Genomic DNA, 26,214 nt, shown 5'->3' with positions numbered 1-26,214 from the left:
CTCCCAGCCCGCCCTAGATTCAAGGATCCGCCCTCATGTCCGCATCCAACATGACGCCCGGAGAGATCGTCTCCGAACTCGACAAGTACATCGTCGGCCAGAACCGCGCCAAGCGCGCGGTCGCGGTGGCACTGCGCAACCGCTGGCGCCGCCAGCAGGTCGCCGAACCTCTTCGCCACGAAATCCATCCCAAGAACATTCTGATGATCGGCCCGACCGGCGTCGGCAAGACCGAGATCGCCCGCCGCCTGGCCAAGCTGGCCAACGCGCCGTTCATCAAGATCGAAGCCACCAAGTTCACCGAGGTCGGCTACGTGGGCCGCGACGTGGACACCATCATCCGCGACCTGACCGAATACTCCATCAAGCAGACCCGCGAACTGGAAATGCGCCGCGTGCGCACCCAGGCCGAGGACGCCGCCGAAGACCGCATCCTGGACGCCCTGGTTCCGCCGCCCCGCGGCGCCTCGGGTGAGCCCCAGCGCGGCGAGGACAACAGCGCCCGCCAGACGTTCCGGAAGCGCCTGCGCGAAGGCCTGATTGACGATCTGGAAATCGAGATCGAAGTCGCGCAGACCGTGCCGCAAATGGACGTCATGACGCCCCCCGGCATGGAAGAAATGGCCGAGCAGTTGCGCGGCATGTTCGCGGGCATGGCGCGCGACAAGAAAAAGCCCAAGAAAATGAAGGTGCGCGAAGCCTTCAAGCTCATCGTCGACGAAGAAGCCGCCAAGCGCGTCAACGAAGAAGACCTGCGCAGCGTTGCGATCAACAACGTCGAGCAGAACGGCATCGTCTTCCTGGACGAAATCGACAAGATCGCCGCCCGCCAGGAGTCCGGCGGCGCGGATGTCTCGCGCCAAGGCGTGCAGCGCGACCTGCTGCCGCTGGTTGAAGGCACCACCGTCAACACGCGTTACGGCATGGTCCGCACCGACCACATCCTGTTCATCGCGTCCGGCGCCTTCCACCTGTCGCGTCCGTCCGACCTGATCCCCGAGTTGCAGGGCCGCTTCCCGATCCGCGTCGAACTCGAATCCCTCACCGCCCAGGACTTCGTGCGCATTCTGTCCGACACGGATGCGTCGCTGACCAAGCAGTACACGGCGCTGATGGCGACCGAGGACGTCGAACTCGAATTCACCGACGAAGGCGTGCGCCGCCTGGCGGAACTGGCCTTCGAGGTCAACGAAACCACCGAGAACATCGGCGCCCGCCGTCTGTACACGGTGATGGAAAAGCTGCTGGACGAGCTTTCCTTTGACGCCACGTCCAGCCAGGACAAGCACGTCAAGATCGATGCCGCCTACGTCAACTCGCAACTGGCCGAAGCTGCCAGCAGCCAGGACCTCGCCCGCTACGTGCTCTGACGCCCCGGGCTCCCGCCGCAGACGCAAAAAAACCCCGCCGCAACGCTTTGCGGCGGGGTTTTTTCTTTGGGACAGCGTCAGTTCGTGATCGCCGTCACCACGTACTTGCCATCCTTGCGCGTAGCGGTAAACCGCACCTTGTCGCCCGCCTTGATATTGGCCAGCAACGCCGGATCGGCCTGGTAGACCAGCGACATCGCCGGCAGGTCCAGCGCCTTGATGGCATCGTGCTTTATCGTTACCTTGCCCGCCGCGGCGTCCACGCGCCGCACCTCGCCCGTGGCATCGGCCTGCTGCGCGAAAGCGACTGGCGTCGCCAGCGACACGACAGCCATTGCGGTGGCAACGGCCATGGGCGTTGCGTACTCGCGGTTAAAACCCATATGTAACCTCCCTATGCGATCCAAGCGGCCAGACGCGTAAGGCGCTCCTGCCGCTTTTTACAGTGCTAGGATACTGCGCGAATGCAACCATTCCGCCGCCAGTGCGCAACAATCCTGACGGTTGTTTGCGGGGCGGCCCTGCTTGCGGGCTGCGCTTACCGTCGGAAGCAAGCCTCCAACTCTTCTCACTGAATCAAAAAAGCCATGGCCAACCGCTTATCCGTCATTGCCACCCGCACCGGCGACGATGGCACCACCGGGCTCGGGGACGGATCCCGAATCCCCAAGGACGCCCCGCGCATCGCCGCCCTGGGCGATGTGGACGAACTGAACAGCGTCATCGGCCTGCTGCTCACTGAAACCCTGCCGGACGACGTGTCCGCCGACCTGCTCACCATCCAGCACGACCTCTTCGACATGGGCGCGGAGCTTTGCATTCCCGGTCATGCCGCGATCACCCAAGCGCAGGTTGCTCATCTGGATGCGCGGCTCGCGCACTACAACGCGGCGCTGCCGCCGCTGCGCGAGTTCATCCTGCCCGGCGGCTCGCGGCCGGCAGCAGTGGCGCACATGGCGCGCACGGTAGCCCGGCGTGCCGAGCGCGCGGTGGTCGCGCTGGCGGGAGTGGAAAGCGTAAATGCGCCGATCCGGCAGTACTTGAACCGGTTGTCGGATCTGATGTTCGTACTGGCGCGTTACCTGAACAAGACGCTGGATGTGGGTGACATATTCTGGGCAAGCCCGAACGCCCGTAAGGGCACGTAAGCCCTGCGAGGATTTGAAAGCCTTCCCGGGCGCGCGGATTTCTCTACACGTCGATTACGGTCCACACTCTGTTTCATCTAGCCGGTCAAACCTGCTCGGTTACGGCATAATGACGGGTTATAGAGCGGGTTTGCGCACCGCGCTCACGGCTCAAGGATCAAATAGAGAATGAGTATTATTGTCACCGGCGGCGCCGGCTTCATCGGTTCGAATTTCGTGTTGGATTGGTTCGTGGAAGGCACCGAACCTGTCATCACGCTCGACAAGCTCACTTACGCGGGCAACCCAGAGAACCTCGCGTCCTTGGCCGGCAACCCCAATCATCAACTTGTTGTGGGCGATATCGGGGACACCAAGCTGGTGGCCGATCTGCTTGCCAAGCACAAACCTCGCGCTGTCCTCAACTTCGCTGCCGAATCGCACGTGGACCGCTCGATTCACGGCCCTGGCGAATTCATCCAGACCAACATCGTCGGCACCTTCCATCTCCTGGAGGCCGTCCGTGCGTACTGGTCGGCACTGCCCGAACAGGAAAAGCAGGACTTCCGTTTCCTGCACGTCTCGACCGACGAAGTCTACGGCTCGCTCAGCAAAGATGATCCTGCCTTCCGCGAAACCAACCCGTACGAGCCCAACAGCCCGTACTCCGCGAGCAAGGCGGCCAGCGACCATCTGGTCCGTGCGTACCACCACACCTATGGTCTGCCGGTCCTGACCACGAATTGCTCGAACAACTACGGGCCGTACCATTTCCCTGAAAAGCTGATCCCGCTGGTGATTCACAACGCACTTGCCGGCAAGCCGCTGCCTATCTACGGCGACGGCCAGCAGATCCGCGACTGGCTCTACGTGAAAGACCACTGCAGCGCCATTCGCCGCGTGCTGGACCAAGGCAAGCTGGGCGAAACCTACAACGTCGGCGGCTGGAACGAGAAGGCGAACCTGGAAGTCGTGCACACGCTGTGCGAACTGCTCGACGAGCTCAGCCCGCGCGCCGACGGTCAGTCCTATAAGCAACAGATCACCTTCGTGAAAGACCGCCCTGGCCACGATCGTCGCTACGCGATCGATGCCGGCAAGCTGGAACGCGAACTGGGTTGGCGACCGGCGGAGACGTTCGAGAGCGGGATTCGCAAGACGGTTCAGTGGTACCTCGATAACGCCGCGTGGGTCGCCAACGTGACCAGCGGCTCGTACCGCAACTGGGTCGATACGCAATATTCCTCGTGATACAAGACGGGCCGGGTTGCAGCCCCTGGAAGAAAAGCGATTTTTCGCGCCATCGCTGCTGCAATCCAGCTCCGTTGCGGAGCCCGCCCGTCACGCAACAAATTTCAGGCTGATCCGCCCCCGGAATAATCACGCCGCCCAGCCTTGCAAAGGCTTGCAATCATTACCAGTACAGGTGGCCCAGTGAGCCAAAAAGTCGCCATTCTCTTGTGCACTTATGAGGGCCAGCAATTTTTGCCTGAACAGCTGGATTCCTTTCAAGCGCAGAGCCACACAAATTGGATCGTTTGCGCATCGGACGACGGATCCAAAGACGACACCCGCGAGATACTGGCGCGCTATCAGGACAGATGGCAACCCGGCCAGCTCACGGTGGTGGAAGGCCCGCGCAAGGGGTTTGTCGCAAATTTCCTCTCGCTTACCTGTAATCCGGATGTCCAGGCCGATCTCTACGCCTATTCAGACCAAGACGATGTCTGGCATCCCGAAAAACTTGAACGCGCCGTCCAGTGGCATGCCGCGATCTCGCCCGGGACGCCCGCGCTTTATTGCACTCGAACTGAGCTTGTGGATGGCGACGGAGCGCCCATTGGGTATTCCCCTCTGTTCACGCGCCCGCCGTCATTCGGCAATGCCTTGACCCAGAACGTCGGCGGTGGAAATACCATGGTGTTCAACGACGCCGCGCGCAGGTTGCTGTTAAATGCCGGCCCGCAGCCGAAGGCCGTGGCGCACGATTGGTGGGTATACCTGCTGATCAGCGGCTGCGGGGGCAAGATCCATTACGACCCGCGGCCATCTCTGCTATATCGCCAGCATGGGGGTAATCTGATCGGCGCCAATGCCAGCATGAGCGCGCGCTTGGAGCGCATCCGCATGTTGCTGCAAGGCCATCTGCGCGACTGGAACGACCGTAACATACAGATGCTTTCCCCGCTGCAGGCGCAGTTGACAGAGAAGAACCGTGAGACGTTCAATCGCTTTGCATCAGCCCGAAAAAAAGGGCTGATCGGACGCGTTTTCGGGGTGGCCGCGTCGGGAGTTTATCGCCAGACCATGCTGGGCAACCTTGGCCTGCTAGCCGCGGCCGTTTTCAACAAGATATAGCCATCATGCGGATAGTTCTTCTAGGTAAAAATGGACAGGTAGGCCAAGAGCTGCAGCGCGCGTTGCTTCCTCTCGGCGAAGTGATGCCGTTTGGCCGCGATACATGCGATCTGGCCAACTCTGCAGAACTGGCGACCGCACTAAGCGACGCGTCACCCCAGATCATCGTCAACGCCGCAGCCTATACCGCCGTCGACAAGGCGGAAAGTGACCAGGAAACTGCACGCCTCGTCAATGCCGATGCAGTCCGCGTTATGGCAGATTATTCCGCCAAAACCGGCGCACTGCTAGTGCATTATTCGACTGATTATGTGTTCGACGGAGAAAAGTCCGGCGCCTACCTTGAAAGCGATGCGCCCAATCCACAGAGCGTATACGGCGCCACCAAGCTTGCTGGTGAAGCGGCAATTACTGATGCCGGTTGCACCGCCCTGGTTTTTCGGACGAGTTGGGTTTATGCGCAGCATGGCGCCAATTTTCTGAAAACCATGCTGCGCCTGGCCGGCGAGCGCGATACCTTGAAAGTCGTGGCCGACCAATTTGGTACGCCTACCGGTGCCGAGCTCATCGCGGACGTCACACTGCTTGCCATCGCCGCTCAGCGCGAAGGTCGGCTATCCCCCGGCACTTATCACCTGACCGCGGGCGGTTCCACTTCCTGGCACGCATTTGCGCGCCACATCATCGGTCGCGCGCTGCAAAACGGAGCCGAGCTCAAGTTGACAGCCGACGACGTGCACGCCATTGGCACGGCGGATTATCCGACGGCCGCCCGGCGTCCCAAAAACTCCACACTCGATACTTCCGCCCTGTCGGCAGCACTCGGTCTGCAATTGCCCCACTGGCACGTTCACGCTGACCGCGTAATCGATCAACTGACGAAACTGGAAACGCTTAAATGAAACGCAAAGGCATCATTCTCGCCGGAGGATCCGGCACTCGACTCCATCCGGCGACGCTCGCCATCAGCAAGCAGCTCTTGCCCGTTTTCGATAAGCCGATGATCTACTATCCGCTGAGCACGCTGATGCTGGCGGGTATTCAGGACATCCTGATCATTTCCACTCCTCAGGACACCCCTCGGTTCCAGCAACTGTTGGGCGACGGCTCGCAATGGGGTTTGAATCTGCAGTACGCCGTTCAACCTTCGCCGGACGGGCTGGCGCAAGCCTTCATCATTGGCGAAAAATTCATCGGCAATGATGTCTCAGCGCTAGTGCTCGGCGACAACATCTACTACGGGCACGATTTTCACCAGCTCCTCGACAATGCAAACGCGCGCACCGAGGGCGCCAGTGTGTTTGCCTACCATGTGCACGATCCGGAGCGCTATGGCGTTGCCGAATTCGACGAACATGGTCGCGTCCTGTCGCTGGAAGAAAAGCCCAAAGAGCCCAAGTCCAACTACGCGGTCACTGGCCTGTATTTCTATGATCGCCAAGTCGTTGACATCGCCAAGAGCATCAAGCCTTCACCCCGCGGCGAACTCGAAATCACCGACGTGAACCGCGCTTATCTGGAGCAGGGCAAGCTGTCCGTGGAAATCATGGGCCGCGGTTACGCGTGGCTGGATACCGGCACCCATGAGTCGCTGCTGGAAGCGAGCCAATTCATTGCCACACTGGAAAACCGCCAGGGGCTGAAAGTGGCATGTCCCGAAGAAATCGCATTCCGCCGGAACTGGATTTCCTCCGCACAATTGGAAGCATTGGCCGCGCCGCTGTCCAAGAACGGCTATGGCAAGTATTTGCAGCGACTGCTGGTCGAGAAGGTCTATTGATGAAAGCCACCCCTTTAGCTATTCCCGATGTCGTACTCATCGAGCCCAAGGTCTTTGGGGATGCTCGCGGCTTTTTCTACGAAAGCTATAACCAGAAAGCCTTCGAGAGCGTCATTGGCGCGGGGGTTGAGTTTGTGCAGGATAACCATTCGCGCTCAGTGAAAGGCGTGCTGCGCGGCCTGCATTATCAGATCGAACAAGCGCAGGGCAAGCTTGTGCGGGTCGTCCAGGGCAGCGTGTTCGATGTGGCGGTGGACATCCGAAAGTCATCGCCAACCTTTGGCCATTGGGTAGGCGCCACGCTGTCCGAAGAGAACAAGCAGCAGTTGTGGGTGCCGGCCGGCTTTGCCCACGGGTTTCTGGTTTTGAGTGACACCGCCGAATTTCTCTACAAGACGACGGACTATTACGCGCCGGAACACGAGCGCTGCATCGCGTGGAACGATCCCTCGCTCAAAATTGACTGGCCCCTGGACGTCTCTCCCACGCTATCGGCAAAGGATAGCCAAGGCCAACTCTTGACGGATGCGCATGTCTACGCCTGAGCCGAACGCTCCGGGAACTACGGCTGCTGGCGCCTTGAAGGTATCCGTGGTCATTCCCACCAAGAACCCTGGGCCGATTTTTCGCCAGGTGCTCGCGGCCGTCTGCAGCCAGGAGACACCTTTCGACTATGACGTGCTGGTTGTGGACTCAGGCTCGACGGACGGCAGCGTGGAGTTTGTCCGCGAGTTCGCGGATCCGCGTGTCAGGCTCATGCAAATCAAGCCGACGGAATTCGGCCACGGCAAGACCCGCAATCTGGCCATTGCGAACACCACTGGTGAATATGCGGCCGTGATCACGCACGACGCACTGCCTGCCGACGCCCATTGGCTGCAGGCCATGGTGCGAATCGCCGATTCGGATCCGCAGATCGCAGGCGTGTTCGGCCGGCATATCGCGTACCCCAGCGCCAGTCCGTTTACCCAGCGCGACTTGGTGGGCCACTTCAACAATTTTTCGGCCGAACCAGTCGTATCACTTGACGATCGGGAACGTTACGAGCGCGATGTCACCTACCGACAGCGCCTGCACTTCTTCTCCGACAACAACGCGCTGCTACGCCGCTCCGTGTGGGAAATACATCCGTACCCGGATGTGGATTTCGCCGAGGACCAGATCTGGGCCAAGAAAATCATCGAAGCCGGCTGGAAAAAGGCGTATAGCGCGGACGGAGTGGTCTACCACTCACACGACTATGCGCTCTTCGAAAAGCTGCAGCGCAGCTTCGATGAGTCCTACGCCTTGTATCGCCTTTTCGGCTACGTGCTGTCGCCAAGCCTTCTGCACATGCTTAAGAGCTGCGCTGCCCACACCATAAACGATCTGCGTTACGCCAAGAAGGCAGGCATGTTGCGAACGCACCGCCGAATCGTCACCAAGATGCCGTTCGACAACATGGCACGCTCGATTGGTCACTATCTCGGCTCGCGTGCAGAGCACCTGCCCGCCCGGCTGCGGAACTGGCTCTCCCGCGATCGGCGCCTGTTGCTCGGTTTGCCGATGGCCGGAGGGGGAGCGAAACAGCAATGAAACTGTCGAGAATTCCGAAATTGATCCGAAGCGCGAACCGGTACAGAAGCCAGCATGGCCTCATTGCCACGATTCGGTATGCCGCAGAGCGGGGGCGCCGCCGCGCGCTCGGCCAGAGCGAGATCATCAGCCAGTTCTCCTTTGTGCTGGAACGATCAATCGGCCAGCCCTACAAAGTCGGCGACGCCGCCGCGAACACTGTCAACTGGTTCATTCCAGCAGTCGGTCGCGGATCTGGCGGCCATTTGAATATTTTTCGGTTCGTCCGCTACCTGGAACAGCAAGGGTTCGACTGCAGAATCATTATCACCAACGCGCCATTGCAGGAAGCTGCCATGGTCGAGCGTGAGATCGCATCGTGGTTCTTCCCGCTGAAGGCCCGGGTCTACATCGGCGCCGACAAAGCGCCGCCGGCGCACATCTCGTTTGCCACCGCGTGGCACACGGCTTATGACGTCCGCAATTTCCAACCCACACGGCATAAATGCTATTTCGTGCAAGACTTCGAGCCCTGGTTCTTCCCATCGGGTTCGTCGAGCACCTTTGCCGAAGAAACATACCGCTTTGGATTTACGGGCATCACCGCAGGCACGTGGCTCTCGTCGGTGCTCAACCGTGACTACGGAATGACGACCCATCCAATCGGTTTTTCCTACGATAGAGACTTGTACAAACCGCTCCCACGCCGCAACGCCGAGGATAAGCGGGTCTTCTTCTATGCGCGTCCAAACACGCCCAGGCGCTCCTTCGAGCTAGGCATCATGGTGCTCGCGGAAGTGGTGCGCGAGATGCCTGGCACTCGAATCGTGCTGGCAGGAGCTGACCTTTCGGAATTCGCCATTCCCTTCCCGTACGAAAATCCCGGCATCGTCGACTTGGCCGACTTGCCCGATTTGTACAGCCAGTGCGATGTCGCGCTGGTGTTGTCGTTTTCGAATCTGTCGTTGCTGCCGCTCGAACTGATGGCATGCGGCGTGCCCGTCGTGAGCAACCGCGCACCGTACACAGAGTGGCTGCTCACCGACGACAACTCCCGGCTGGAACGGCCGACTGTGCCGGCGCTGGCATCCGCGATCTGCGAGTTGCTTCAGAATCCGGAAAGTGCAGAACGCCTGAAGGCTGGCGGCTTTGCAACCTGCTCGGCAACAGACTGGGCGATCGAAGGTCGCCGCCTGGGCGCGATTCTTTCCAGTCTGCCAGGAACGGCGACGGTATTACCGACGATGAGGACCGATCGTTGTCCAACCTGAATGACATGAAATGCGCGGTGTTAGGCGCCGGTGGATTTCTCGGCACCAACCTATGCCTGGCTTTGAAGTCCCGGACCGAATCCGTACGGGCCTTTGGGCGTCGCCAATCCTTTCCCTCTGCCCTACAGGGCATTGAATGGATTTCGGGCGACTTCGCGGATCCAACGAGTGTGGCCACAGCCATCAATGGCTGCGATACGGTATTTCACTTGGTCAACGCAACGACGCCGGCAAGCGCCAACATCGACAAACTCGCCGACCTGCAGTCGAATGTAGCCCCAACGCTACGCTTGCTCGACGCATGCCGAGAAGCGGGCGTAAAACGGATTGTTTTCGTGTCTTCGGGCGGCACCATCTACGGCATGCCGCGACAGATCCCCACACCTGAAACCGCGCCGACCAATCCCGTCACCGCCTATGGCATCTCAAAGCTTGCCATCGAAAAGTATCTGGGTCTTTATGAGTATCTGCACGGCCTCGAGTACCGGGCGCTGCGCGTGGCAAACCCGTTCGGCCCTTACCAGACTGCGCTCAAAAGCCAGGGTGTGATTGCCGCGTTCATGCACCAATGCGCCTCTCAAGAGCCGATCCATATCTGGGGCGACGGCCAGACTGTCCGCGACTACGTCTATGTCACCGACGTCATCGATGCGCTGCTTCGCGCCGCAGAACACCAAGGCCCTTCCCGCGTCTTCAACATTGGCGCCGGCCAGGGCCGCAGCCTACTCGAGATTTTGGACGCCATCCGGCAAGTGTCGTCCATGTCTCCCGAGGTCAAGTTCTCGCCCGCCCGGTCCGTAGACATTCCGCGCAGCGTGCTGGACATTTCGCTTGCTCGTGAGGAGCTCGGCTGGCGTTCGCAGACGCCCTTTGACGAAGGTATCCGCCGCACGTGGGCATGGAACATGGCACAGCATCAAGAAGGAACCGCTAACTGATCATGGCTCCAAGCAAATATCTATCGGCGTTACGGCGTGCCCGGCAACTGGCCCGGGCAGAGGGCGGACTGCTGCCTGCCGCCGCCAAGGCGCTACGGCTGCTCCGCAGAGGCGGTCTCCAAGGTATCAAGCAGGCATTAAAACCTCCCGCTCCGATCGCGGCCGCTCCGTCAAACCGTCCGGCCGACAGCGAGGATTTTGCCTTCGAGGTGCCCTTCAGCACGGCGGACGCTCGTGACGGCCGGCGCGCATGCGCCATCATCCACGCCTTCTATCCCGAATTGTGCGCGGAAATGCGGAGTTATCTCGAAAATGTGCCTGGTCAGCTTGACCTGTTCATTTCGACAACTTCGGAAGACAAACGCAAAAGCATTGAGGCGGCTTTCGCCGGTTATGACAAGGGCTCCGTCGAAGTACGCGTCTTTGAAAACCGGGGCCGCGACATTGCGCCCAAGCTCTACGGCTTTTCTGACGTCTATGACCGCTACGAACTCGCGCTGAGCCTGCACACCAAAAAATCCCCACACGGTGGCACGCCTTTGGCGGACTGGCGCCACTACCTGTATGAGCATCTTTTGGGCTCGCCGCAGATTGTCGCGTCCATATTCGAGTTGCTTAAGCATGACCGTATTGGGATGGTCTTTCCGCAGCACCTCTTCTATCTGCGTCCCATCCTAGGCTGGGGCGCGAACTTTGCATCGTGCCGCGCACTCCTGCGCAAGACGGGAGTGGAGATCAGCGAGGATATCCATCTTGAATTTCCGACTGGATCGATGTTCTGGTGCCGAACGGACGCTTTGAAGGCCTTGCGCAATCTTGATCTGCAATTCTCGGATTTCGATGATGAGGCAGGCCAGATCGATGGAACACTTGCCCACGCCGTCGAACGCGCATTCCTCTACTCGGTGGAAGCCAGCGGCTACCAATGGGCCAAGATATCCGTGCGCGCGCTGTATCCGTTACCGGAGACACTGATCCGGGTCGAAACCCCAGCAGACATCCCGGCCGGCCTCGCGCGCGTACACAGGCCACTTCTGTAATGCCTAGCAGCAGTCCATCGCACCATTTGTTCTAACCACCCCAATTGACCCGCGTACGCGCCATCACCGTTCCAGATTCAACTATGTTCATCACCAACGCCATCGCAGACATCGCATCGGCCCTCCGGCGTTACCCACTCGTCGGCACGCTCGGCTGGCAGGACGTGCGTCAACGCTACCGGCGCTCGTCCCTCGGTCCTTTCTGGCTCACGATCAGCATGGGCGTGATGATCGGCACGATTGGCATCGTGTTCGGCCAGATCTTCAAGTCGCCCATTGACGAGTTTCTGCCGTTTCTGGCCATCGGTCTGATCCTCTGGGGATTCATTTCCACCGCTATCACGGAAGGCTGCACCAGCTTCATTTCGGCCGATGCGGTCATCAAGCAGCTTCCGATCCCGCTGGCCGTCCACGTGTTCCGCCTGCTATGGCGCAACATGATCATTCTCGCGCACAACATCGTCATCTTTCCGCTGGTCCTGCTCGCCGTTCGCAAGCCGCTGACGTGGGATGCCTTTCTGGCGATACCCGGCTTCCTGTTGCTGCTGCTGAATCTGACCTGGGTCTCATTGTTGCTTGGTGTGGTTTGTGCGCGCTACCGCGACATTCCGCAGATCATCGCAAGCGTGATGCAAGTCATTTTTTACCTGACTCCAATCATGTGGCTGCCCAGCCTGCTGCCTGAACGCGCCGGCACCTACATGTTGACCTTGAACCCGTTTTACCACCTGCTCGAAATCGTGCGCGATCCCCTTTTAGGCCATGCACCCGAGGCTGTGAACTGGCTGGCTTCGCTGGGCATCGCCATCGTGGGCTGGCTTGTCACCTTGGCGCTGTACGGCCGGTATCGCCGCCGTATCGCCTATTGGCTCTGAGCATTCACCAAACAGAATCTGGCTACCATGGCATCCATCAAATTCGACCAGGTTTGCGTCGACTTTCCCATCTACAACGCCAGCGCGCGTTCTTTGAAGAAGCGTCTGTTCCAGGTCGCCACCGGCGGCCAGATCAGTGCCGATCAGTCCGGAAGAGTCGTGATCCGCGCGCTGGAGAACCTGTCGTTCGAGTTGAACGATGGCGACCGCGTCGGCCTGCTTGGGCACAACGGCGCCGGTAAGAGCACGCTTCTGCGCGTCCTGAGCGGCGTCTACGCGCCCTCCAGCGGCACTGCAGCGATCGACGGGGAAATTGGATCCCTGATTGACATCGGCTTCGGCATCGATGCTGAATCCTCGGGTCGCGAAAACATTTTTCTGCGCGGCGCGCTCTTGGGATTGGACCGCAACCAGATCAAAGAGAAAGTCGAGGAAATCATCGAATTTTCGGAACTCGGCGACTTCATCGACATGCCGATCCGCACTTACTCGGCCGGGATGCACTTGCGTTTGGCATTTTCCGTCTCTACCGTCATCCGCCCCCAAATCCTGTTGATGGACGAATGGCTGTCCGTCGGCGACGAAGGGTTCAAAGCGCGGGCGGAGCAACGGCTGAACGAACTGGTGGCATCCACCAGTATCCTGGTCATTGCCAGCCATTCAAAAGAACTGATCTGCCATACCTGCAATCGAGTCCTATGGCTCGAACACGGCCGCATCAAGATGGATGGCGCGCCGCAGGAAGTCAGTCAGGCCTATTTCGGCTATTGATGTCCAAGAGCCTTCCATCTTCCATCCGCGCCGGCGCCAAATGAACATTCCCTTTCCCAGAATTGTCAAACGGATCCATTCCCGCCTCCGCCGCGGGGCGGCGGCCAACGTTCGCGGCCCCGCTCTGTCGGATCTTTTTGACGTCGACTGGTATCGCACGCAACGACCGGACTTGGAAGGCTTGGCAAACCCGATCGCGCACTACCTGTCGGAAGGCGCGGCACAAGGACTCAACCCTAACCCGCTGTTTCATTCCGACTGGTATCTTGAGCACAACCCCGATGTCAAGGCCGCCGGCATGAATCCGCTGATGCATTACGTCGGTTCAGGAGCGCAAGAAGGACGCAATCCCTCCGCTTACTTTGACTCGGCGTGGTACGCCCGGCAATATCCGGCAGCGCGCTTGACGCATGCCGACGCCCTCAGCCATTTCATGAAGACCGGATACCAGCACGGCTTCAAACCCAACCCCTATTTCGACACATTCTGGTATCTCAACACCTATCCGGAAGTTGCCGCGTATCCGCATGATCCGCTGAGCCATTTCGTATTGATCGGCGAGCCGGCGGGCTATCAACCTGGGCCGCAGTTTGATCCAAAGTGGTATCTCATTCGCAATCCGGATGTTGCCAACTGGCCCGGAACGCCCTTCACGCATTACCTTTTGACCGGAGCGCGCGAGAATCGCCCCGCCGAGCGAGGCCCTCACAACTTTGAGAATGCGGCGGCGCTGGCGCGGCAACTGGCGGCGCCGGCGGTTTCCCAGGACACTATCCGCGCTACGCTCAACCTGTCTTTGGGAAGCATTTCAGAACTGGCGGATTTGTCTGACGGCGCGCATCGAATCTATCAGGCGCAGTCGCGTAGCGTACAAGGATACTCAGACAAGCCGGCCGCGTATCCGGGGCTGCCATACGTGGCGAGGCTCGATGGCGTCATGGCCTTGGGCGGCACTCGGTACATCGTGGCGCATAATCGCATTTGCCATGATGAAGCGGCCGCGTTTCAGCACGTCAAGGATGCGGCGGTCAAATACCACCGGGCGCAAGTCGAACCAGACGGCAAGGCCATGCTGAACTTTCAGCTCAAGCCGGCGAACTGGCTGCCTTCCGGTATCGACATCATGCATGAGTACTCGAACAACTACTTCCACTTCGTGGCGGAAACGTTGCCGAGAATAATTCTGGTGGAAGAAGCCGGCGTGCCGAACGATGTGCCGTTCCTGGTTGAAAGCGATCTGCACGCAAACATGCGGCAACTGCTAGAAATGGTCAATGCGTCGCAGCGCCCGGTTCTGCAGGTTGAATCGGACACCATGTATCGAGTTGACACGCTCTATTACCCGTCCGATGTCACCTCTGTCGTGGACTCCTATGAGGCCGGAGAAGCCGGCCGTCTCTCGTGCCTGGACGTGGCCCGGATCAGCGCGGCAGTTGCACACTGCAAAGCATCTGTTCCAACGCCCAGCGTGTCTCGCAAACGCAAGATTTATGCGGGACGTGGGGGCCGCATCCGTTGTTTGACAAATCAGCAGGACCTCGAAGCGGCGCTTGCTGCCCGTGGCTTCGAGATTATTCGCACAGACGGTCTGGATATCCGGACGCAGATTGCGATCTTTCGCGATGCTGAAGTGATCGTGGCGCCAACAGGCGCTCAACTGACCAACATGGTCTGGTGCGAACCCGGAACGCAAGTCATCGTCCTCGCCTCCGATCACCCCAGCCACCAGCTTTACCTATGGGAATTACTCGGAAGGGTGTCCCAGGCGCGGGTCTCCTTCGCCATCGGTCCGCGCGCCTACACGCGTGATGACAAGTACAGCGTGCATGACGACTATTCGGTTGACGTGCAGAAAATACTGGATCAGATTTAGACCTACACATAGCAAAGCAGTAACGGTGGCTATAGACAAAAGAGAAAACACATGACTTCTAAACCAGCGCAGTCGCTTGATGATGCAATCCAGCTCATCGATCTAACCAAGATAACGGATCCGCGCGGAAACCTGACCTTTATCGAGGCCAATAAGCACGTACCGTTCGATATCCAGCGCGTCTACTATCTGTACGACGTACCCAGTGGCGAAATGCGCGCCGGACATGCGCATCACGACCTGCAGCAATTGATCATCGGCATTTCCGGCAGTTTCGACCTGCTTCTGGACAACGGCTACGAGAAACGCACGATCACCTGCAACCGCCCGTTCCAGGGGGTACTCATGAAGTCGCTCGTCTGGCGCGAGTTGAACAACTTCTCGTCCGGCGCGGTGTGCCTGGTACTGGCATCAATGCATTACACAGAATCCGACTACATCCGCAACTATGCGGATTTCCTGAAAGTTGTCGCCGAGAAAAATCCATCATGATCTCCTTCTTTGATATCAACGCAGGCCACGCCGAACTGGGCACCAGCCTGCAAGACGCCTTCAAGCGAGTATTGGAGAGCGGCAGCATCATCATGGGCGCCGAACTGTTGGCGTTCGAAGAAGAATTTGCCGCTTATTGTGGCGTCAAGCACTGCATTGGCGTGGGTAATGGACTGGACGCGCTGGCCCTGGCGCTGCGCGCTCGCGGCATCGGTCCGGGAGATGAAGTCATCGTTCCGTCGCAGACGTTCATCGCGAGCTGGCTTGCCGTGTCGATGACGGGCGCCACGCCAGTGCCCGTCGAAATCGATCTGGCCACCTATGGCATCGATGCCAAGCGGATTCGCGAACAAGTCTCGCCGCGAACCAAAGCCATCATGCCCGTGCATTTGTTCGGCTCCCCGGCGGACATGGACGCCATCAACGCCATCGCCAGCGAATTCAACCTCTTCGTTCTGGAAGACGCGGCCCAAGCCCACGGCGCGTACTACAAGGGCAAGCGCGCTGGGGCACTCGGCCACGCTGCGGGTTTCAGTTTCTACCCGAGCAAGAACCTCGGTGCATTGGGCGACGGCGGCGCGATTGTCACCGACGACGATCAACTGGCTGCGGACATGCGCCGCCTGCGCAATTACGGATCGAACAAGAAGTACGTGCACGAAGTCGCCGGAGTCAACTCCCGCCTGGATGAACTGCAGGCTGCAATCTTGCGCGCAAAGTTGCCATCGCTGGATCATGGCAACGAACGTCGCCGTGCCATCGCCGAGCGCTACACAGCTGGCCTGCAAGGCATTGTCGATCTGCATACGCCGCAGTCGGTGGAGGGCGCGACGCCGGTCTATCACCTGTATGTAATCCGCACCACAAAGCGGGATGAGCTGATCGCCTATCTGGGCGAAAAGGGCGTCACGTGCCTGATCCATTACCCGATCGCTCCTCATCAGCAAGGTGCGTATGCGGATCTCGGAATCCCCGCGGACAGCTTGCCGCTGGCCAACCAGGCCGCCGCGCAAACGTTGTCTCTCCCGATCTGGCCGCAGATGCCCCTGGCTGAAGTGGACGAAGTCATCGCCCACATCAAGCAGTTCATGAGTTGACGCGTGGCACCATGAACGCCCCTCTCGTATCGGTGATCATTCCTGTCTATAACCAGGGTGAGCTCGCCGTTCAGGCGATCGACAGCGTGTTGTCGCAGCGCTATCCAAATGTGCAGGCCATCGTCGTGGACGATGGCTCAACGGATGGCACCGCGGACTTGATTGCAGGCCATTTCGGCACGCGCGTCGAATTGATCCGACAGTCCAACCGGGGGCCGAGCGCCGCGTCCAACGCGGCGCTTCGAGTGGCACAAGGCGAATTCATCGCCTTGATGGGCGGCGATGACCTGTGCACGCCGGACCGCCTTGAGCATCAGATATCGATTCTTTCTTCGGGTGAGTGGGACATCGTTTTTTCTCGTCCGGACCTGATCGACGATGATGGAAAGGCCCTGGCCGACGCCGGCTACCCGGTGTTCTTCCAACCCCGCCGGCACGATTCCGTTTTCGTGAATCTTTTTTTCGACGACAACTACTTTTGCGCGCCGTCGGCGACCATGCGCCGCGATGTGACAGACACGCTCGGCGGATTTCATGAGGGACTGATCCAGCTGCAGGATTACGACTACTGGCTGCGCGCGACGGGCCAGGGGTTCCGGATCGGCCTGTTTGATCACCGCGTCGTGAAATATCGCCGGCACGTAGGCAACCTATCGGCAGTTCGACGCGATTTCGCAGCACGCGCCGAGATTCCGTTCGTTTTAAAGCGGGCATTGCGTATGGCCCGCCCGGAAGTGATTCGCCCCCTGTTTCCGGGGTTTCTGCAACCTTGTTCCGATGCGTCAGTCCCTCTCTCCGCATTTGAAGAAAGTGTGCTCCTTCTCGCGCATCGGCGCGAGGAGGTCCGATTTGCCGGCATGGACAAGGCCATCTCACTGTTGGACAAGCCCGTTCCACAAAATGCACCGCCCATGGGAATCGACCTTTTCCGGTTCCTCTATGCGGCAGGCCAAGAATGAGCAATCAGCGTAGCCGCCCAATCATCAAATTAAGGTGATTAAACCGAAGCAGAGGACGCGAAGTGAGTTCAATGATTGATCGCATCAAGTCGCTTCGCGCGCGGGCGCTTGGCCTGAATGGCACGAACGCGAGATTTGATGAAATCCAGCAGCAGCAGGAAGCGCGAGATGCTTCGCTTCGGGCTGACTTTGCTTCGGGCACCAAGGACCTTCTAGGCCAGCAGGCCGACCTGCTGGCGAAGCTTGAAGGCTTGCCGATTCCAGCTCTTTCGGCGGACATCGAGGCGTTGAAGGCGCATCACGCCAAAATGGCGACTTCAGTCGCCGATCTGGCCGCGTGGGCGGCGAAGGCGACGGAAGAAGCCGAGTCTGCGGCGGCGGCAGCAGCAGAGACAGCAGCGACGGCCATGACGGCCATCACGGCCATGACGGAGTATCACCCGGGCCAGGCAATCCGGGTTGCATTCCTCGTGCAACATTCCTCCATCTGGCCGAGCTGGCGCAGCGTCTACAACGCCGCGGCAAAGGACCCGCGCTTTTCCGTGTGCGTCGTTCTCACACCGTTCGTTCACCCCTTCTCGTCGGAAGCAAAGGCTTATGAGGATATGAAGCAATGCTTGCTGAGCGAAGGCGTTCCCTTCTGCACGGCAGACTACTTCGATCCCGCGTCGTCCCGACCGCACGTCGTATTCATTCAGAATCCGTATGAAGAGACACGACCAGCGCACTTGAGGATTGATCGCCTCAGCGCCGCCGGCTGCCGCATTACCTATATCCCCTATGGCCTCGAATTGGGCGGCGGCGCTTGGAACATCGGCGCGCAATTTGACACCGCCCTACACCGTTCGGCATGGAGAGTCTTCGTGCGTTCGGAACGCAGCAGGACAATGTTCGGAAGGTATTGCCTTTCCGGCAACAATCACGTTGTCGTGACCGGCCATCCAAAGTTCGACGCGACCAATATTCCACCGGAAACTGCGCCCCGCAAATTGCTCGACCATATCGCCGGACGCAAGGTCATCTTGTGGACACCGCATTTTTCCGTTGGCACACCTCCTTCGTGGGCTACTTTTCAGACGTACGGCGATTACATCCTTTCGGAAATGCGCCGGCGGCCAGATCTGTTCCTGCTCATGCGCCCGCACCCGCTATTCTTCAAAGCAATGCGTGAACACAACGCATGGGACGCCGACCAGGAGCAGGCGTTTCGCAATGAACTCAATGCCACGGAAAATTTTGCGCTGGATGAAGCGGCCGACTACCACACAGCGCTGTCCGTCGCGGATGCGCTGATGGCGGACGTCGGATCGTTTCTGCTCGAGTTCCTTCCAACAGGCAAACCGCTGCTGTATCTGCATTGCGAAGGCGGTCTTGGCATGAACGATGACGGCGAAATTATCGATGCGCTGTACGCCGCGTATGGTTTGTCGGATATCACGTCTTTCATAGACATGGTGGCTCGCGGCGAAGATCCTCGCAAACACATCCGGGAAGCCGCGGTGCCCGACTTCCTGTTTGGCCTGGATCTCAACTCGACTGCGGGCGAGCGAATATGCGAGCATATCCATCAGGCCTTGAACGCTGGCACCGACTGGTCGCGGCTGCCGGTCCGAGCTCGGGAGAGCCAGCCCGATCAGGTGCTGCGACTTCATTCAGAACAAGACGACGAGATCTTGTTTGGCACTGCCCATCAAACTAGAAAGATGGCTGCCCTGGATTCAGTTCTTGATACCCTGCCTCGCCTTGACAACACATTGCTGGTCGGAACCGACGTCGCCGAATTGCTGAAGCGATTGGCAGAGAACACTGAGCGCCTTTCGGTGAATACGTCCGACGACGCATCGGTTGAAGCCACGCAGCGCGCCGCCGCCGAGGGCGTGCCGGACAACGTCCGCGTGCTGGCTCAGGAATTGCCCCTGCTGGCCCCAACAGAAGTATTCGGCCTAGTGTGCGCCATCGATGCAACATCGACGCTTGCCGATGATGTCCAGTTCCTGCAAGTCATCGAAAAGTTCAGATTGATGACCCGACCTGGCGGCCTCTTGCTCCTTATCGAATCGCTGTCCACTCGTCACGACCGCTTGCACACCACCGCCTCCAACGCCTGCCGCAAATTCCGCTCCGATGAAGATTTCAAGGCGTTGATCCTCCGCCAAGGTTTCGCCTCGAAGGCTGAAGTCATCATCTCCGAAGCGGATGACGAGGGTTTGGTGAGTAAGCTTTTTGTCTTTGAACTCGCTAGCGGTCACCGCGCTCGGCACCGCGGGGCATGCTAGCCCCATCGACGCGCTATGGAAGGAACTGACCATGTCACGCACATTCTCACGGCCCGGTGATCGAAGTCCCGAAATAGACCGCAAGGCGGTACTGGATTTCTTCGAACAGCGCGCCGCAAAAGCAGGGACGATCGGCGCCACCCGTGCCGTCATTTACCAAGACAAGAACGAGGATCTCGCCGAGCGCCGGGACGCGGCAGAAAAACTGCATCTGTTCCCAAAGCTGAGTCTGCAAGCGGACGATCGAATTCTCGACGCGGGCTGCGGCACCGGCCGCTGGACTGGCCTGCTGACTGCGAATGGCGCTGCTTATCACGGTGTGGATGTGAGTCCGGGATTGATTGACGTTGCGAGACGCCAGTTCGACTCGGTGCACGAGTCGCGATTCACGGTGTGCTCAATAGACAAGATAACGCTGGAGTCGATTGGCGCATCGGCTCCGTTTTCCAAGATCATATCGTTCGGCGTCTACATCTATCTCAATGACAAAGAGGTGCTGCAAGCGCTAAAGCGATTGGCCGAGGTCGCCGCCCCGAGCTGCCGTATCCTTTTCCGGGAGCCTGTGGGCGTGGACATGCGCCTGACACTCAAAGAGCATTATTCGGACGACATGGACCAGTTCTACAGCGCGATTTATCGCACCGAATCCGAACTGCTGGCGATGTTTGACAGCACGCTGATTACGTCAGGGTTCCGCCTAATCGAAACCGGCGATGTGTACCTGGATTCGACGCTCAACAACCGCTCCGATACCAGGCAGCGCTTTTTCCTGTTCGAGCGATGACATGAGAACTGCTTTTTGTTTTGACGTTGACGGTACGCTTACCACCACGGAAATCCTGCCCTGTATTGCCTCCGAACTGGGCGTATCCGATGAAATCGCAACGCTGACACGCGCAACGATGGACGGTCACATCGACTTTGAACCCTCCTTTCGGCTGCGCTGCCTGATCCTCGGCCAAGTCGCGCCGGATCTGGTTCGCTCCATCGTTTCCAACATTCCGTTGGACCCCGAGATTTTTTCCTTCATCAGCTCCAATCCGACAGATTGTTTCTTGGTGACGGGAAACCTCGACATCTGGGTGCAGCCGATCTCTGACAAGTGCGGCTGTCACCTCTACTCCTCGCAAGGCAGGTATGAGGACGGAAAGCTGGTACTGGGCAAGGTGTTAAACAAAGCGGACGCAATTGCGAAGATCAGGGCCAAGGGCTATGACCGGGTTGTCGCCGTTGGAGACGGCGCCAACGATGTCCCAATGTTGGCCGAGGCGGACGTCTCGATCGCGTTTGGAGGGGTTCATCGGCCGGTGCCACCGGCGGTTTCCTCTTCTGATTACGTCATTCATAAAGGAGCTGCGCTATGCAGAATGTTGGAAGCGCTGTAATCGCTGCCGCCGGCCTCGGATCCCGTATCGGTTTGGGAATGCCGAAATGCATGATCGAAATCGATGGAGTGACCATTCTGACGCGGCTGCTCAATGCCATTCGGCCTCACGTCTCCACAATTCATTTGGTAGTGGGATACAGGGAAGACATGGTTGTCGAGTATTGCTCCCTGCATCATCGCGATGTCGTTCTGGTTAGAAACCCGGATTACCGCTCGACCAACACTGCATTCAGCTTCGCGAAGGGTGCCGAGCATCTGAAAGGCAAGGTCATCTACATCGACGGAGATCTATTGATCGACCCTGCAAGCCTGGCTGGGTTCTTCGAAGCGGCCAAGCACGAGGATATCCTGGTAGGCGTGACCGATGCCAAAAGCGAGAATGCGGTGTTCGTCGAAAGCCAAGCCACGGGCGACGAGATCACGATCACCGGTTTCACGCGCGACACCCGCATGCAGTACGAATGGGCGAATATCGTTTCTGGCCCCAACGACCTTCTGCGAGACGCAAACGGCTATGTGTACGAACGGCTGGAAGAGCATTTACCTTTGAGAGCCCACAGACTGAAATTAGCTGAGGTCGACACAGCAGACGACCTCGATGCTGCAATCCAGTTTGCGCGGCAGAAACACTAACGCGGCCGCGCCTGCGTCACGTATCACCTCAAGCTCGGCACTGGGCATCCTTGTGTGAACTGCGAGGACCCATCGGCATAGATGTACACCATGCAGGTTGCGGGAGGGCCGCCGCTTGCTGGCGTAGCTTGCCAGGCGCTGACGCCGCCCCCAGTCACCGAAACGATCTTGCCCGAAACGTACCGACCCTTCGGCACATCAAACAATGCGTATTCGTTGTCCTTCAATTCGGGAAGGGAAATGGGAACCCGAACCACCACGCCATCCGGCGTGGTTAATTGAAGCTCAGCGGTCCCCCGATTGGTGCGCATATGCGTGCCGAAATTGATGCCCAATCGGCTGATCTCGCGTTGATGCGCCAGATAGCGTTGGCTCATGCCCACGCTGATCGGGTTTTCCGGCCCAAGCGGCGGCGTGGGACTCACCGACATCGAGACCGTATCGATCGGTTCGAAGGATTGGTAATAGCGTCCCACCAGCAGCGAAATGGTGGCGCTGATGGAAAGGTACGCCAGCATGACCAGTACAAGCGCCGCAGCTTTGCGTGCAAGGCCCTCAAAGGCACCCTCGCCCGCCGCCACGGCATATGCCACCATGATCATCGGCAGCATGAAGTACCGACCTTGCACGCCAAGAATCACATCCGCCGGATGCTTATTCCAGGTCAGCAACAGCGCTAGGAAGGTCATGAGCACAGACGCGAAGGCGCAAAAAAGCAGCAACGCCCGCGGCGGCCATTCGGAGCGCAGTCGACGCAAGGACAGTGACAGCACACCGATGATGCCCAGTGCCGTCAACGCAAGCGTGTACGTCCGCGGACTGAAGCTTGCGTCCAGCCATCCAAGCACACCTATAAAGGACTGCTGGTAGAAACTCACGAGATCCGACCGGCTCAGTGTGGCCTGCAGCACTTGCAAGAACGCGAATGGATGCTTCAGGTAGTGCAAGCCCACCTCGGACACGCTCGCGCCAACCAACACGCGCTTGTCGACGGTCGTCCCCATGGCGTGCATCAGCCAGGCCCCGATGACAAGTACCGAAAGAACGAACAGCGCGTACGTGGTCTTTCTGCGCACGTAAAAACAGGCCATGGCTAGCAGCAGCAATGCCGGAAGCATATGAATGCGGCTGCCAATCAGCACGACAAGCGCAACAGCAAGGGCCGGAACCATCCAGGCAGGCGCCGCAAGCCGGTCACGCGCGATACGCAGGAATATCGACACACACAGCACGGTCAGCGCCATCGACAGGCCGTCGATCGTGGCGGAAGCAAACTGGAAAATGCTCATCGGCAAGATGAGCAATGCCATCACCGCGGGATTCGCGGGGTAGATCGCAAATGCGGCCCAAAGCAGCATCGCGCAACTCAGGATGGTCAGCAACACGGCAAGGTCGTACGAATTGCCGATGGTCAGCCCCGCAGCCTCGCCAATCGCGAGTCCGAGCGCCTGCGGCGCATAAATGGCAGGCAGGTAATAGCCGGTTCCCGGCGCAGCACTGAATTCGCGTTGACCGGTCCATCGCGCCGCCTCTGCGGCATAGCTTTCCTCGAGCGACAACTTGCGATGGGGCCGATATGGCAACACGCCGTAGGCATGGAAATAGGCCAGCAGGCCAGTATCGACCATGCCACCCGAACCCTTGTCCCCGATCGTTTGCAGCGTGAAGGCTCCCTTGCCAAGCAAATAGGCGCGCTTGACGTGGTCGAATTCGTCGGGTGACTGCATCGACGGAATGAGCTTGGCCATCGTGATGCATACCAGCACGAACAAACCGATCAGCCACCTTCGACTGCAACGACCATCGTGCATTTTCTGAGTGAAAGTGACGTCAGGCTGGCCCGTTTCCATGGTCAGGATCGGACCGCGATGACGATGCCCACGGCAATCAGCGCCACGCCTACAAAATATTGCGGGTTGAAGCGCTCACCCAAGAAGAAGTAGCTACCGATGGGAACCAGCACAAAAGCCATGGCCATCAGCGGGTACACCCGCCCCAGTTCTGCCTTCTGCAGAACCCACACCCACGCAATCGTTGTCAGGCCATACAGGGCGAAGGCGGAGAAGAGCAAGGTCAGCGTGCCGAGATCGAAGAAGCTGCCCGTCTTGTGCAGGGACTGCGCGCTCAGTTTGAAAAGAATCTGCCCTACGGCAATGCCGATCACGCAGATGATGGCAACAAGGTAAGTCATCGGGCATCCACCGAATTTTTGTTTTTTTTCATGAGACTCTTCACGCGCCGGTGAAACGGCCTTTTGGGCACGGACGCGATGTCGAATCCGATGAACGCGAGTATGAACTGTACGCCCAGAATGATGGGCAGCGCCGCCAGCATGACCGTACCTGCGGGCGTGGCCACGCCCGCATGCGCCGACGAACTCCAATGGACCAGACCGTAGCCGGCGCCCCACGCCAGCATGGCCAAACCCAAGGGCAATTCGATTGAGGCCAGCGACATGTCACGCAGGTAATAGTTATAGAAGACACGCTTCCAGAAATTGCGCACGTGCTTGGCTGCGAATTCTCCGATGATCTTTGAGATCTTCAGGTTGCTCACTTCGTCGCCATATTTGGCGTCCATGGGTATATCCACCACCACGGCGCGCAGAATATTCAGCCGAAACAACATATCCGTTTCGAAAAAGTAGCGGTTGCTTATCTTGTCGAAGGGCAGATGCATGGCCACGTCGCGATGGATCGCGGTATAGCCGTTGGTGGGGTCGAAAACATCCCAGTAACCCGAAGACACCTTGGTCATGAACGAAAGCACAGCATTGCCGAACGACCGGATCCGTGGCATTTCGCGAATCTTTTCCAGGTCGAAAAACCGGTTGCCCTTCGTGTAGTCGGCTTCACCGGCCTGGATGGGCAGTACAAACTCGGAAATGAGCCCGGGGTCCATCTGACCGTCGCCATCGATCTTGACGATGATCTCCACGCCCTCCTCAAGGGCTGCGCGATAGCCCCTCATTACGGCGCCGCCAACGCCCTTGTTGACCTCGTTACGTACTACCTTTACGCGAGGATCAGTGCAGTGAGTCTGGACGAAGTCACCCGAGCCTTCCGGGCAGCAGTCGTCGACCACGTAGATACGCCCGACTTCCGGTCCAATACTGTCTATGACGCCAAGAATGTGCGCGCACACCTTATAGCTTGGTATGACGACGGCTACCTGGGGAACCGGGCTCTGCATATCCACTCTGAGTCGCGCCTCGCTGTTGGTTTCGTGATGCACGGCGGTGTTCACACGCGCGGCAAGTTCCGCGCCGTGATGACTCTCAGGCGCATCTTTTGAGCAGAACGCGATTAAACGGTCATTCTGCCCGGACACTTTGAAGTCAATTCACCCCAGCCGCATGCGCCTGCTCATCCGCGTGGTACGAAGACCGCACCATCGCGCCCACCGCCGCATGCGAGAACCCCATCGCATAAGCCTCACGCTCGAACATCGCGAACGTGTCCGGATGCACATACCGCAGCACCGGCAGGTGGTGTTCCGACGGCTGCAGATATTGGCCGATCGTCAGCATATCGACATTGTGGTCACGCATATCCCGCATCACCTGCAGGATTTCCTCGTCGGTCTCGCCCAGGCCCAGCATCAGGCCGGACTTGGTGGGCACTTCCGGGTGCAGCTTCTTGAACTCGGCCAGCAGCTTCAGCGAGTGCATGTAGTCCGAACCCGGACGTGCCTGCTTGTACAGGCGCGGCACGGTTTCCAGGTTGTGGTTCATGACGTCCGGGGGACCGGCGTTCAGGATGGTCAGCGCGCGGTCCAGGCGGCCGCGGAAGTCGGGGACCAGCACCTCGATGCGTGTGGTAGGCGACAGTTCGCGGATATGCGTGATGCAGTCGACGAAGTGGCCGGCGCCGCCGTCGCGCAGGTCGTCGCGGTCGACCGAGGTGATCACCACGTAGGACAGCTTCATGGCGGCGATGGTGCGCGCCAGGTTTTCGGGCTCTTTGGTGTCCAGCGGGTCGGGCCGGCCGTGGCCCACGTCACAGAACGGGCAGCGGCGCGTGCACTTGTCGCCCATGATCATGAACGTGGCGGTGCCCTTGCCGAAGCACTCGCCGATGTTCGGGCACGAGGCCTCTTCACAGACCGTGTGCAGGTTGTGTTCGCGCAGGATGCGCTTGATGTCGTAGAAGCGTGAACCGGGCGCGGCGGCCTTCACGCGGATCCATTCGGGCTTCTTCAGGCGCTCGGCCGGAATGATCTTGATGGGAATGCGCGCCGTCTTGGCCTGCGATTTCTGCTTTTGCGTCGGATCGTAGACCGCTTCCGCGGGCGCGGCGGCGGATTCGTTCGAGGGCACAGGAGACTCGGCGAGCGTGGACATGGGACACCTTCGTGACCGGCGCGGGAAGGCGCCGGGTCTGGGAGAAAAAGGGCATTTTACCCTTCGCGGCG

At 59.2% G+C, this 26,214-nt stretch carries 26 protein-coding genes; 21 read left to right on the top strand and 5 right to left on the bottom strand.

All coding sequences use genetic code 11. From position 1 onward, the window contains the following. The first annotated feature begins 35 nt into the window (after positions 1-35). Entirely contained in the window at positions 36-1,370 is a 1,335-nt protein-coding gene (hslU, locus tag MHZ91_RS24185; RefSeq protein WP_175124909.1) for an ATP-dependent protease ATPase subunit HslU, read from the top strand. Positions 1,371-1,447: 77 nt separating this feature from the next. On the opposite strand, the gene MHZ91_RS24180 is transcribed toward hslU, so the two are convergent. Continuing rightward, the gene (locus tag MHZ91_RS24180) at positions 1,448-1,753 is read right to left on the bottom strand and encodes a copper-binding protein (protein WP_239216072.1); all 306 of its coding nucleotides are present in this window, start codon (positions 1,751-1,753) and stop codon (positions 1,448-1,450) included. Positions 1,754-1,957: 204 nt separating this feature from the next. On the opposite strand from MHZ91_RS24180, the gene MHZ91_RS24175 reads away from it, so the two are divergent. From MHZ91_RS24175 to MHZ91_RS24080, 20 genes are all read left to right on the top strand, one after another. Continuing rightward, positions 1,958-2,518: a cob(I)yrinic acid a,c-diamide adenosyltransferase gene (locus MHZ91_RS24175; protein ID WP_239216071.1), complete on the top strand. Its 561-nt coding sequence runs from the start codon at positions 1,958-1,960 to the stop codon at positions 2,516-2,518. 168 nt (positions 2,519-2,686) lie between these two features. Then, positions 2,687-3,748, top strand: a complete 1,062-nt coding sequence (rfbB, locus tag MHZ91_RS24170; protein WP_239216069.1) for a dTDP-glucose 4,6-dehydratase — start codon at positions 2,687-2,689, stop codon at positions 3,746-3,748. A gap of 183 nt (positions 3,749-3,931) precedes the next feature. Then, positions 3,932-4,855 carry a glycosyltransferase family 2 protein gene (locus tag MHZ91_RS24165; RefSeq protein ID WP_239216068.1) on the top strand — a complete coding sequence of 308 codons (924 nt, stop codon included), beginning with the start codon at positions 3,932-3,934 and terminating at the stop codon, positions 4,853-4,855. 5 nt (positions 4,856-4,860) lie between these two features. Further along, the gene (gene rfbD, locus MHZ91_RS24160; RefSeq protein WP_239216066.1) at positions 4,861-5,757 is read left to right on the top strand and encodes a dTDP-4-dehydrorhamnose reductase; all 897 of its coding nucleotides are present in this window, start codon (positions 4,861-4,863) and stop codon (positions 5,755-5,757) included. Next, a complete protein-coding gene (gene rfbA, locus MHZ91_RS24155; protein ID WP_239216064.1) occupies positions 5,754-6,635 on the top strand; it encodes a glucose-1-phosphate thymidylyltransferase RfbA in 882 nt (293 codons plus the stop codon). The genes rfbD and rfbA overlap by 4 nt, the downstream gene beginning before the upstream one ends. Beyond that, the gene (gene rfbC / locus MHZ91_RS24150) at positions 6,635-7,180 is read left to right on the top strand and encodes a dTDP-4-dehydrorhamnose 3,5-epimerase (RefSeq protein WP_239216062.1); all 546 of its coding nucleotides are present in this window, start codon (positions 6,635-6,637) and stop codon (positions 7,178-7,180) included. The genes rfbA and rfbC overlap by 1 nt, the downstream gene beginning before the upstream one ends. Positions 7,181-7,226: 46 nt before the next feature. After that, positions 7,227-8,210: a glycosyltransferase family 2 protein gene (locus MHZ91_RS24145; protein ID WP_239216060.1), complete on the top strand. Its 984-nt coding sequence runs from the start codon at positions 7,227-7,229 to the stop codon at positions 8,208-8,210. After that, positions 8,207-9,460, top strand: a complete 1,254-nt coding sequence (locus MHZ91_RS24140; RefSeq protein ID WP_239216058.1) for a glycosyltransferase family 4 protein — start codon at positions 8,207-8,209, stop codon at positions 9,458-9,460. The genes MHZ91_RS24145 and MHZ91_RS24140 overlap by 4 nt, the downstream gene beginning before the upstream one ends. Next, on the top strand, positions 9,448-10,398 hold the full coding sequence (locus tag MHZ91_RS24135) for an NAD-dependent epimerase/dehydratase family protein (RefSeq protein ID WP_239216056.1): 951 nt from the start codon (positions 9,448-9,450) through the stop codon (positions 10,396-10,398). Before MHZ91_RS24140 ends, MHZ91_RS24135 begins: the two co-directional genes overlap by 13 nt. Before the next feature lie 2 nt (positions 10,399-10,400). Next, the gene (locus tag MHZ91_RS24130; RefSeq protein WP_239216054.1) at positions 10,401-11,438 is read left to right on the top strand and encodes a rhamnan synthesis F family protein; all 1,038 of its coding nucleotides are present in this window, start codon (positions 10,401-10,403) and stop codon (positions 11,436-11,438) included. Between the two features lie 83 nt (positions 11,439-11,521). After that, entirely contained in the window at positions 11,522-12,313 is a 792-nt protein-coding gene (locus tag MHZ91_RS24125) for an ABC transporter permease (protein ID WP_239216052.1), read from the top strand. Positions 12,314-12,340: 27 nt separating this feature from the next. Beyond that, the gene (locus tag MHZ91_RS24120) at positions 12,341-13,084 is read left to right on the top strand and encodes an ABC transporter ATP-binding protein (RefSeq protein WP_239216050.1); all 744 of its coding nucleotides are present in this window, start codon (positions 12,341-12,343) and stop codon (positions 13,082-13,084) included. A gap of 40 nt (positions 13,085-13,124) precedes the next feature. Then, the gene (locus MHZ91_RS24115; RefSeq protein WP_239216048.1) at positions 13,125-14,957 is read left to right on the top strand and encodes a DUF563 domain-containing protein; all 1,833 of its coding nucleotides are present in this window, start codon (positions 13,125-13,127) and stop codon (positions 14,955-14,957) included. A gap of 51 nt (positions 14,958-15,008) precedes the next feature. Beyond that, positions 15,009-15,449: an FdtA/QdtA family cupin domain-containing protein gene (locus tag MHZ91_RS24110; protein ID WP_239216046.1), complete on the top strand. Its 441-nt coding sequence runs from the start codon at positions 15,009-15,011 to the stop codon at positions 15,447-15,449. Further along, positions 15,446-16,546 carry a DegT/DnrJ/EryC1/StrS aminotransferase family protein gene (locus tag MHZ91_RS24105; protein ID WP_239216044.1) on the top strand — a complete coding sequence of 367 codons (1,101 nt, stop codon included), beginning with the start codon at positions 15,446-15,448 and terminating at the stop codon, positions 16,544-16,546. The genes MHZ91_RS24110 and MHZ91_RS24105 overlap by 4 nt, the downstream gene beginning before the upstream one ends. An 11-nt stretch (positions 16,547-16,557) precedes the next feature. Continuing rightward, positions 16,558-17,505, top strand: a complete 948-nt coding sequence (locus MHZ91_RS24100) for a glycosyltransferase (protein ID WP_239216043.1) — start codon at positions 16,558-16,560, stop codon at positions 17,503-17,505. A gap of 71 nt (positions 17,506-17,576) precedes the next feature. After that, positions 17,577-19,781 (top strand): KxDL motif-containing protein, encoded by a 2,205-nt coding sequence (locus MHZ91_RS24095; RefSeq protein WP_239216041.1) that lies wholly within the window; start codon positions 17,577-17,579, stop codon positions 19,779-19,781. Between the two features lie 31 nt (positions 19,782-19,812). After that, positions 19,813-20,565 (top strand): class I SAM-dependent methyltransferase, encoded by a 753-nt coding sequence (locus tag MHZ91_RS24090; protein ID WP_239216039.1) that lies wholly within the window; start codon positions 19,813-19,815, stop codon positions 20,563-20,565. 1 nt (position 20,566) lies between these two features. Then, the gene (locus MHZ91_RS24085; RefSeq protein ID WP_304505275.1) at positions 20,567-21,166 is read left to right on the top strand and encodes an HAD family phosphatase; all 600 of its coding nucleotides are present in this window, start codon (positions 20,567-20,569) and stop codon (positions 21,164-21,166) included. 50 nt (positions 21,167-21,216) lie between these two features. Next, complete coding sequence (locus tag MHZ91_RS24080) at positions 21,217-21,801, top strand: NTP transferase domain-containing protein (protein WP_239216037.1); 585 nt, start codon at positions 21,217-21,219, stop codon at positions 21,799-21,801. Between the two features lie 23 nt (positions 21,802-21,824). On the opposite strand, the gene MHZ91_RS24075 is transcribed toward MHZ91_RS24080, so the two are convergent. The 4 genes from MHZ91_RS24075 to lipA all read right to left on the bottom strand — a co-directional run bounded on the left by MHZ91_RS24075 (position 21,825) and on the right by lipA (position 26,143). Next, the gene (locus tag MHZ91_RS24075; protein ID WP_239216036.1) at positions 21,825-23,651 is read right to left on the bottom strand and encodes a DUF2142 domain-containing protein; all 1,827 of its coding nucleotides are present in this window, start codon (positions 23,649-23,651) and stop codon (positions 21,825-21,827) included. A gap of 2 nt (positions 23,652-23,653) precedes the next feature. Then, positions 23,654-23,992: a 4-amino-4-deoxy-L-arabinose-phospho-UDP flippase gene (locus MHZ91_RS24070; protein WP_239216035.1), complete on the bottom strand. Its 339-nt coding sequence runs from the start codon at positions 23,990-23,992 to the stop codon at positions 23,654-23,656. Continuing rightward, on the bottom strand, positions 23,989-24,993 hold the full coding sequence (locus MHZ91_RS24065) for a glycosyltransferase (RefSeq protein WP_239216074.1): 1,005 nt from the start codon (positions 24,991-24,993) through the stop codon (positions 23,989-23,991). The genes MHZ91_RS24070 and MHZ91_RS24065 overlap by 4 nt, the downstream gene beginning before the upstream one ends. Before the next feature lie 145 nt (positions 24,994-25,138). After that, positions 25,139-26,143, bottom strand: a complete 1,005-nt coding sequence (gene lipA, locus MHZ91_RS24060; RefSeq protein WP_175124886.1) for a lipoyl synthase — start codon at positions 26,141-26,143, stop codon at positions 25,139-25,141. Positions 26,144-26,214 lie beyond the last annotated feature (71 nt).

The organism is Achromobacter sp. ACRQX (assembly GCF_022346505.1).
Taxonomy (GTDB): domain Bacteria; phylum Pseudomonadota; class Gammaproteobacteria; order Burkholderiales; family Burkholderiaceae_B; genus Achromobacter; species Achromobacter animicus.
The sequence above is the reverse complement of the archived record's forward strand: the minus strand, read 5'-3'. Positions and strand labels throughout refer to the sequence as shown.

Excerpts from the sequence above, each read along its gene's own strand:
- hslU (WP_175124909.1), top strand. The coding sequence starts at position 36 with ATGTCCGCATCCAACATGACGCCCGGAGAGATCGTCTCCGAACTCGAC.
- MHZ91_RS24180 (WP_239216072.1), bottom strand. The coding sequence starts at position 1,753 with ATGGGTTTTAACCGCGAGTACGCAACGCCCATGGCCGTTGCCACCGCA.
- MHZ91_RS24175 (WP_239216071.1), top strand. The coding sequence starts at position 1,958 with ATGGCCAACCGCTTATCCGTCATTGCCACCCGCACCGGCGACGATGGC.
- rfbB (WP_239216069.1), top strand. The coding sequence starts at position 2,687 with ATGAGTATTATTGTCACCGGCGGCGCCGGCTTCATCGGTTCGAATTTC.
- rfbD (WP_239216066.1), top strand. The coding sequence starts at position 4,861 with ATGCGGATAGTTCTTCTAGGTAAAAATGGACAGGTAGGCCAAGAGCTG.
- rfbA (WP_239216064.1), top strand. The coding sequence starts at position 5,754 with ATGAAACGCAAAGGCATCATTCTCGCCGGAGGATCCGGCACTCGACTC.
- rfbC (WP_239216062.1), top strand. The coding sequence starts at position 6,635 with ATGAAAGCCACCCCTTTAGCTATTCCCGATGTCGTACTCATCGAGCCC.
- MHZ91_RS24140 (WP_239216058.1), top strand. The coding sequence starts at position 8,207 with ATGAAACTGTCGAGAATTCCGAAATTGATCCGAAGCGCGAACCGGTAC.
- MHZ91_RS24130 (WP_239216054.1), top strand. The coding sequence starts at position 10,401 with ATGGCTCCAAGCAAATATCTATCGGCGTTACGGCGTGCCCGGCAACTG.
- MHZ91_RS24125 (WP_239216052.1), top strand. The coding sequence starts at position 11,522 with ATGTTCATCACCAACGCCATCGCAGACATCGCATCGGCCCTCCGGCGT.
- MHZ91_RS24120 (WP_239216050.1), top strand. The coding sequence starts at position 12,341 with ATGGCATCCATCAAATTCGACCAGGTTTGCGTCGACTTTCCCATCTAC.
- MHZ91_RS24115 (WP_239216048.1), top strand. The coding sequence starts at position 13,125 with ATGAACATTCCCTTTCCCAGAATTGTCAAACGGATCCATTCCCGCCTC.
- MHZ91_RS24110 (WP_239216046.1), top strand. The coding sequence starts at position 15,009 with ATGACTTCTAAACCAGCGCAGTCGCTTGATGATGCAATCCAGCTCATC.
- MHZ91_RS24105 (WP_239216044.1), top strand. The coding sequence starts at position 15,446 with ATGATCTCCTTCTTTGATATCAACGCAGGCCACGCCGAACTGGGCACC.
- MHZ91_RS24100 (WP_239216043.1), top strand. The coding sequence starts at position 16,558 with ATGAACGCCCCTCTCGTATCGGTGATCATTCCTGTCTATAACCAGGGT.
- MHZ91_RS24095 (WP_239216041.1), top strand. The coding sequence starts at position 17,577 with ATGATTGATCGCATCAAGTCGCTTCGCGCGCGGGCGCTTGGCCTGAAT.
- MHZ91_RS24090 (WP_239216039.1), top strand. The coding sequence starts at position 19,813 with ATGTCACGCACATTCTCACGGCCCGGTGATCGAAGTCCCGAAATAGAC.
- MHZ91_RS24085 (WP_304505275.1), top strand. The coding sequence starts at position 20,567 with ATGAGAACTGCTTTTTGTTTTGACGTTGACGGTACGCTTACCACCACG.
- MHZ91_RS24080 (WP_239216037.1), top strand. The coding sequence starts at position 21,217 with ATGATCGAAATCGATGGAGTGACCATTCTGACGCGGCTGCTCAATGCC.
- MHZ91_RS24075 (WP_239216036.1), bottom strand. The coding sequence starts at position 23,651 with ATGGAAACGGGCCAGCCTGACGTCACTTTCACTCAGAAAATGCACGAT.
- MHZ91_RS24070 (WP_239216035.1), bottom strand. The coding sequence starts at position 23,992 with ATGACTTACCTTGTTGCCATCATCTGCGTGATCGGCATTGCCGTAGGG.
- MHZ91_RS24065 (WP_239216074.1), bottom strand. The coding sequence starts at position 24,993 with ATGCAGAGCCCGGTTCCCCAGGTAGCCGTCGTCATACCAAGCTATAAG.
- lipA (WP_175124886.1), bottom strand. The coding sequence starts at position 26,143 with ATGTCCACGCTCGCCGAGTCTCCTGTGCCCTCGAACGAATCCGCCGCC.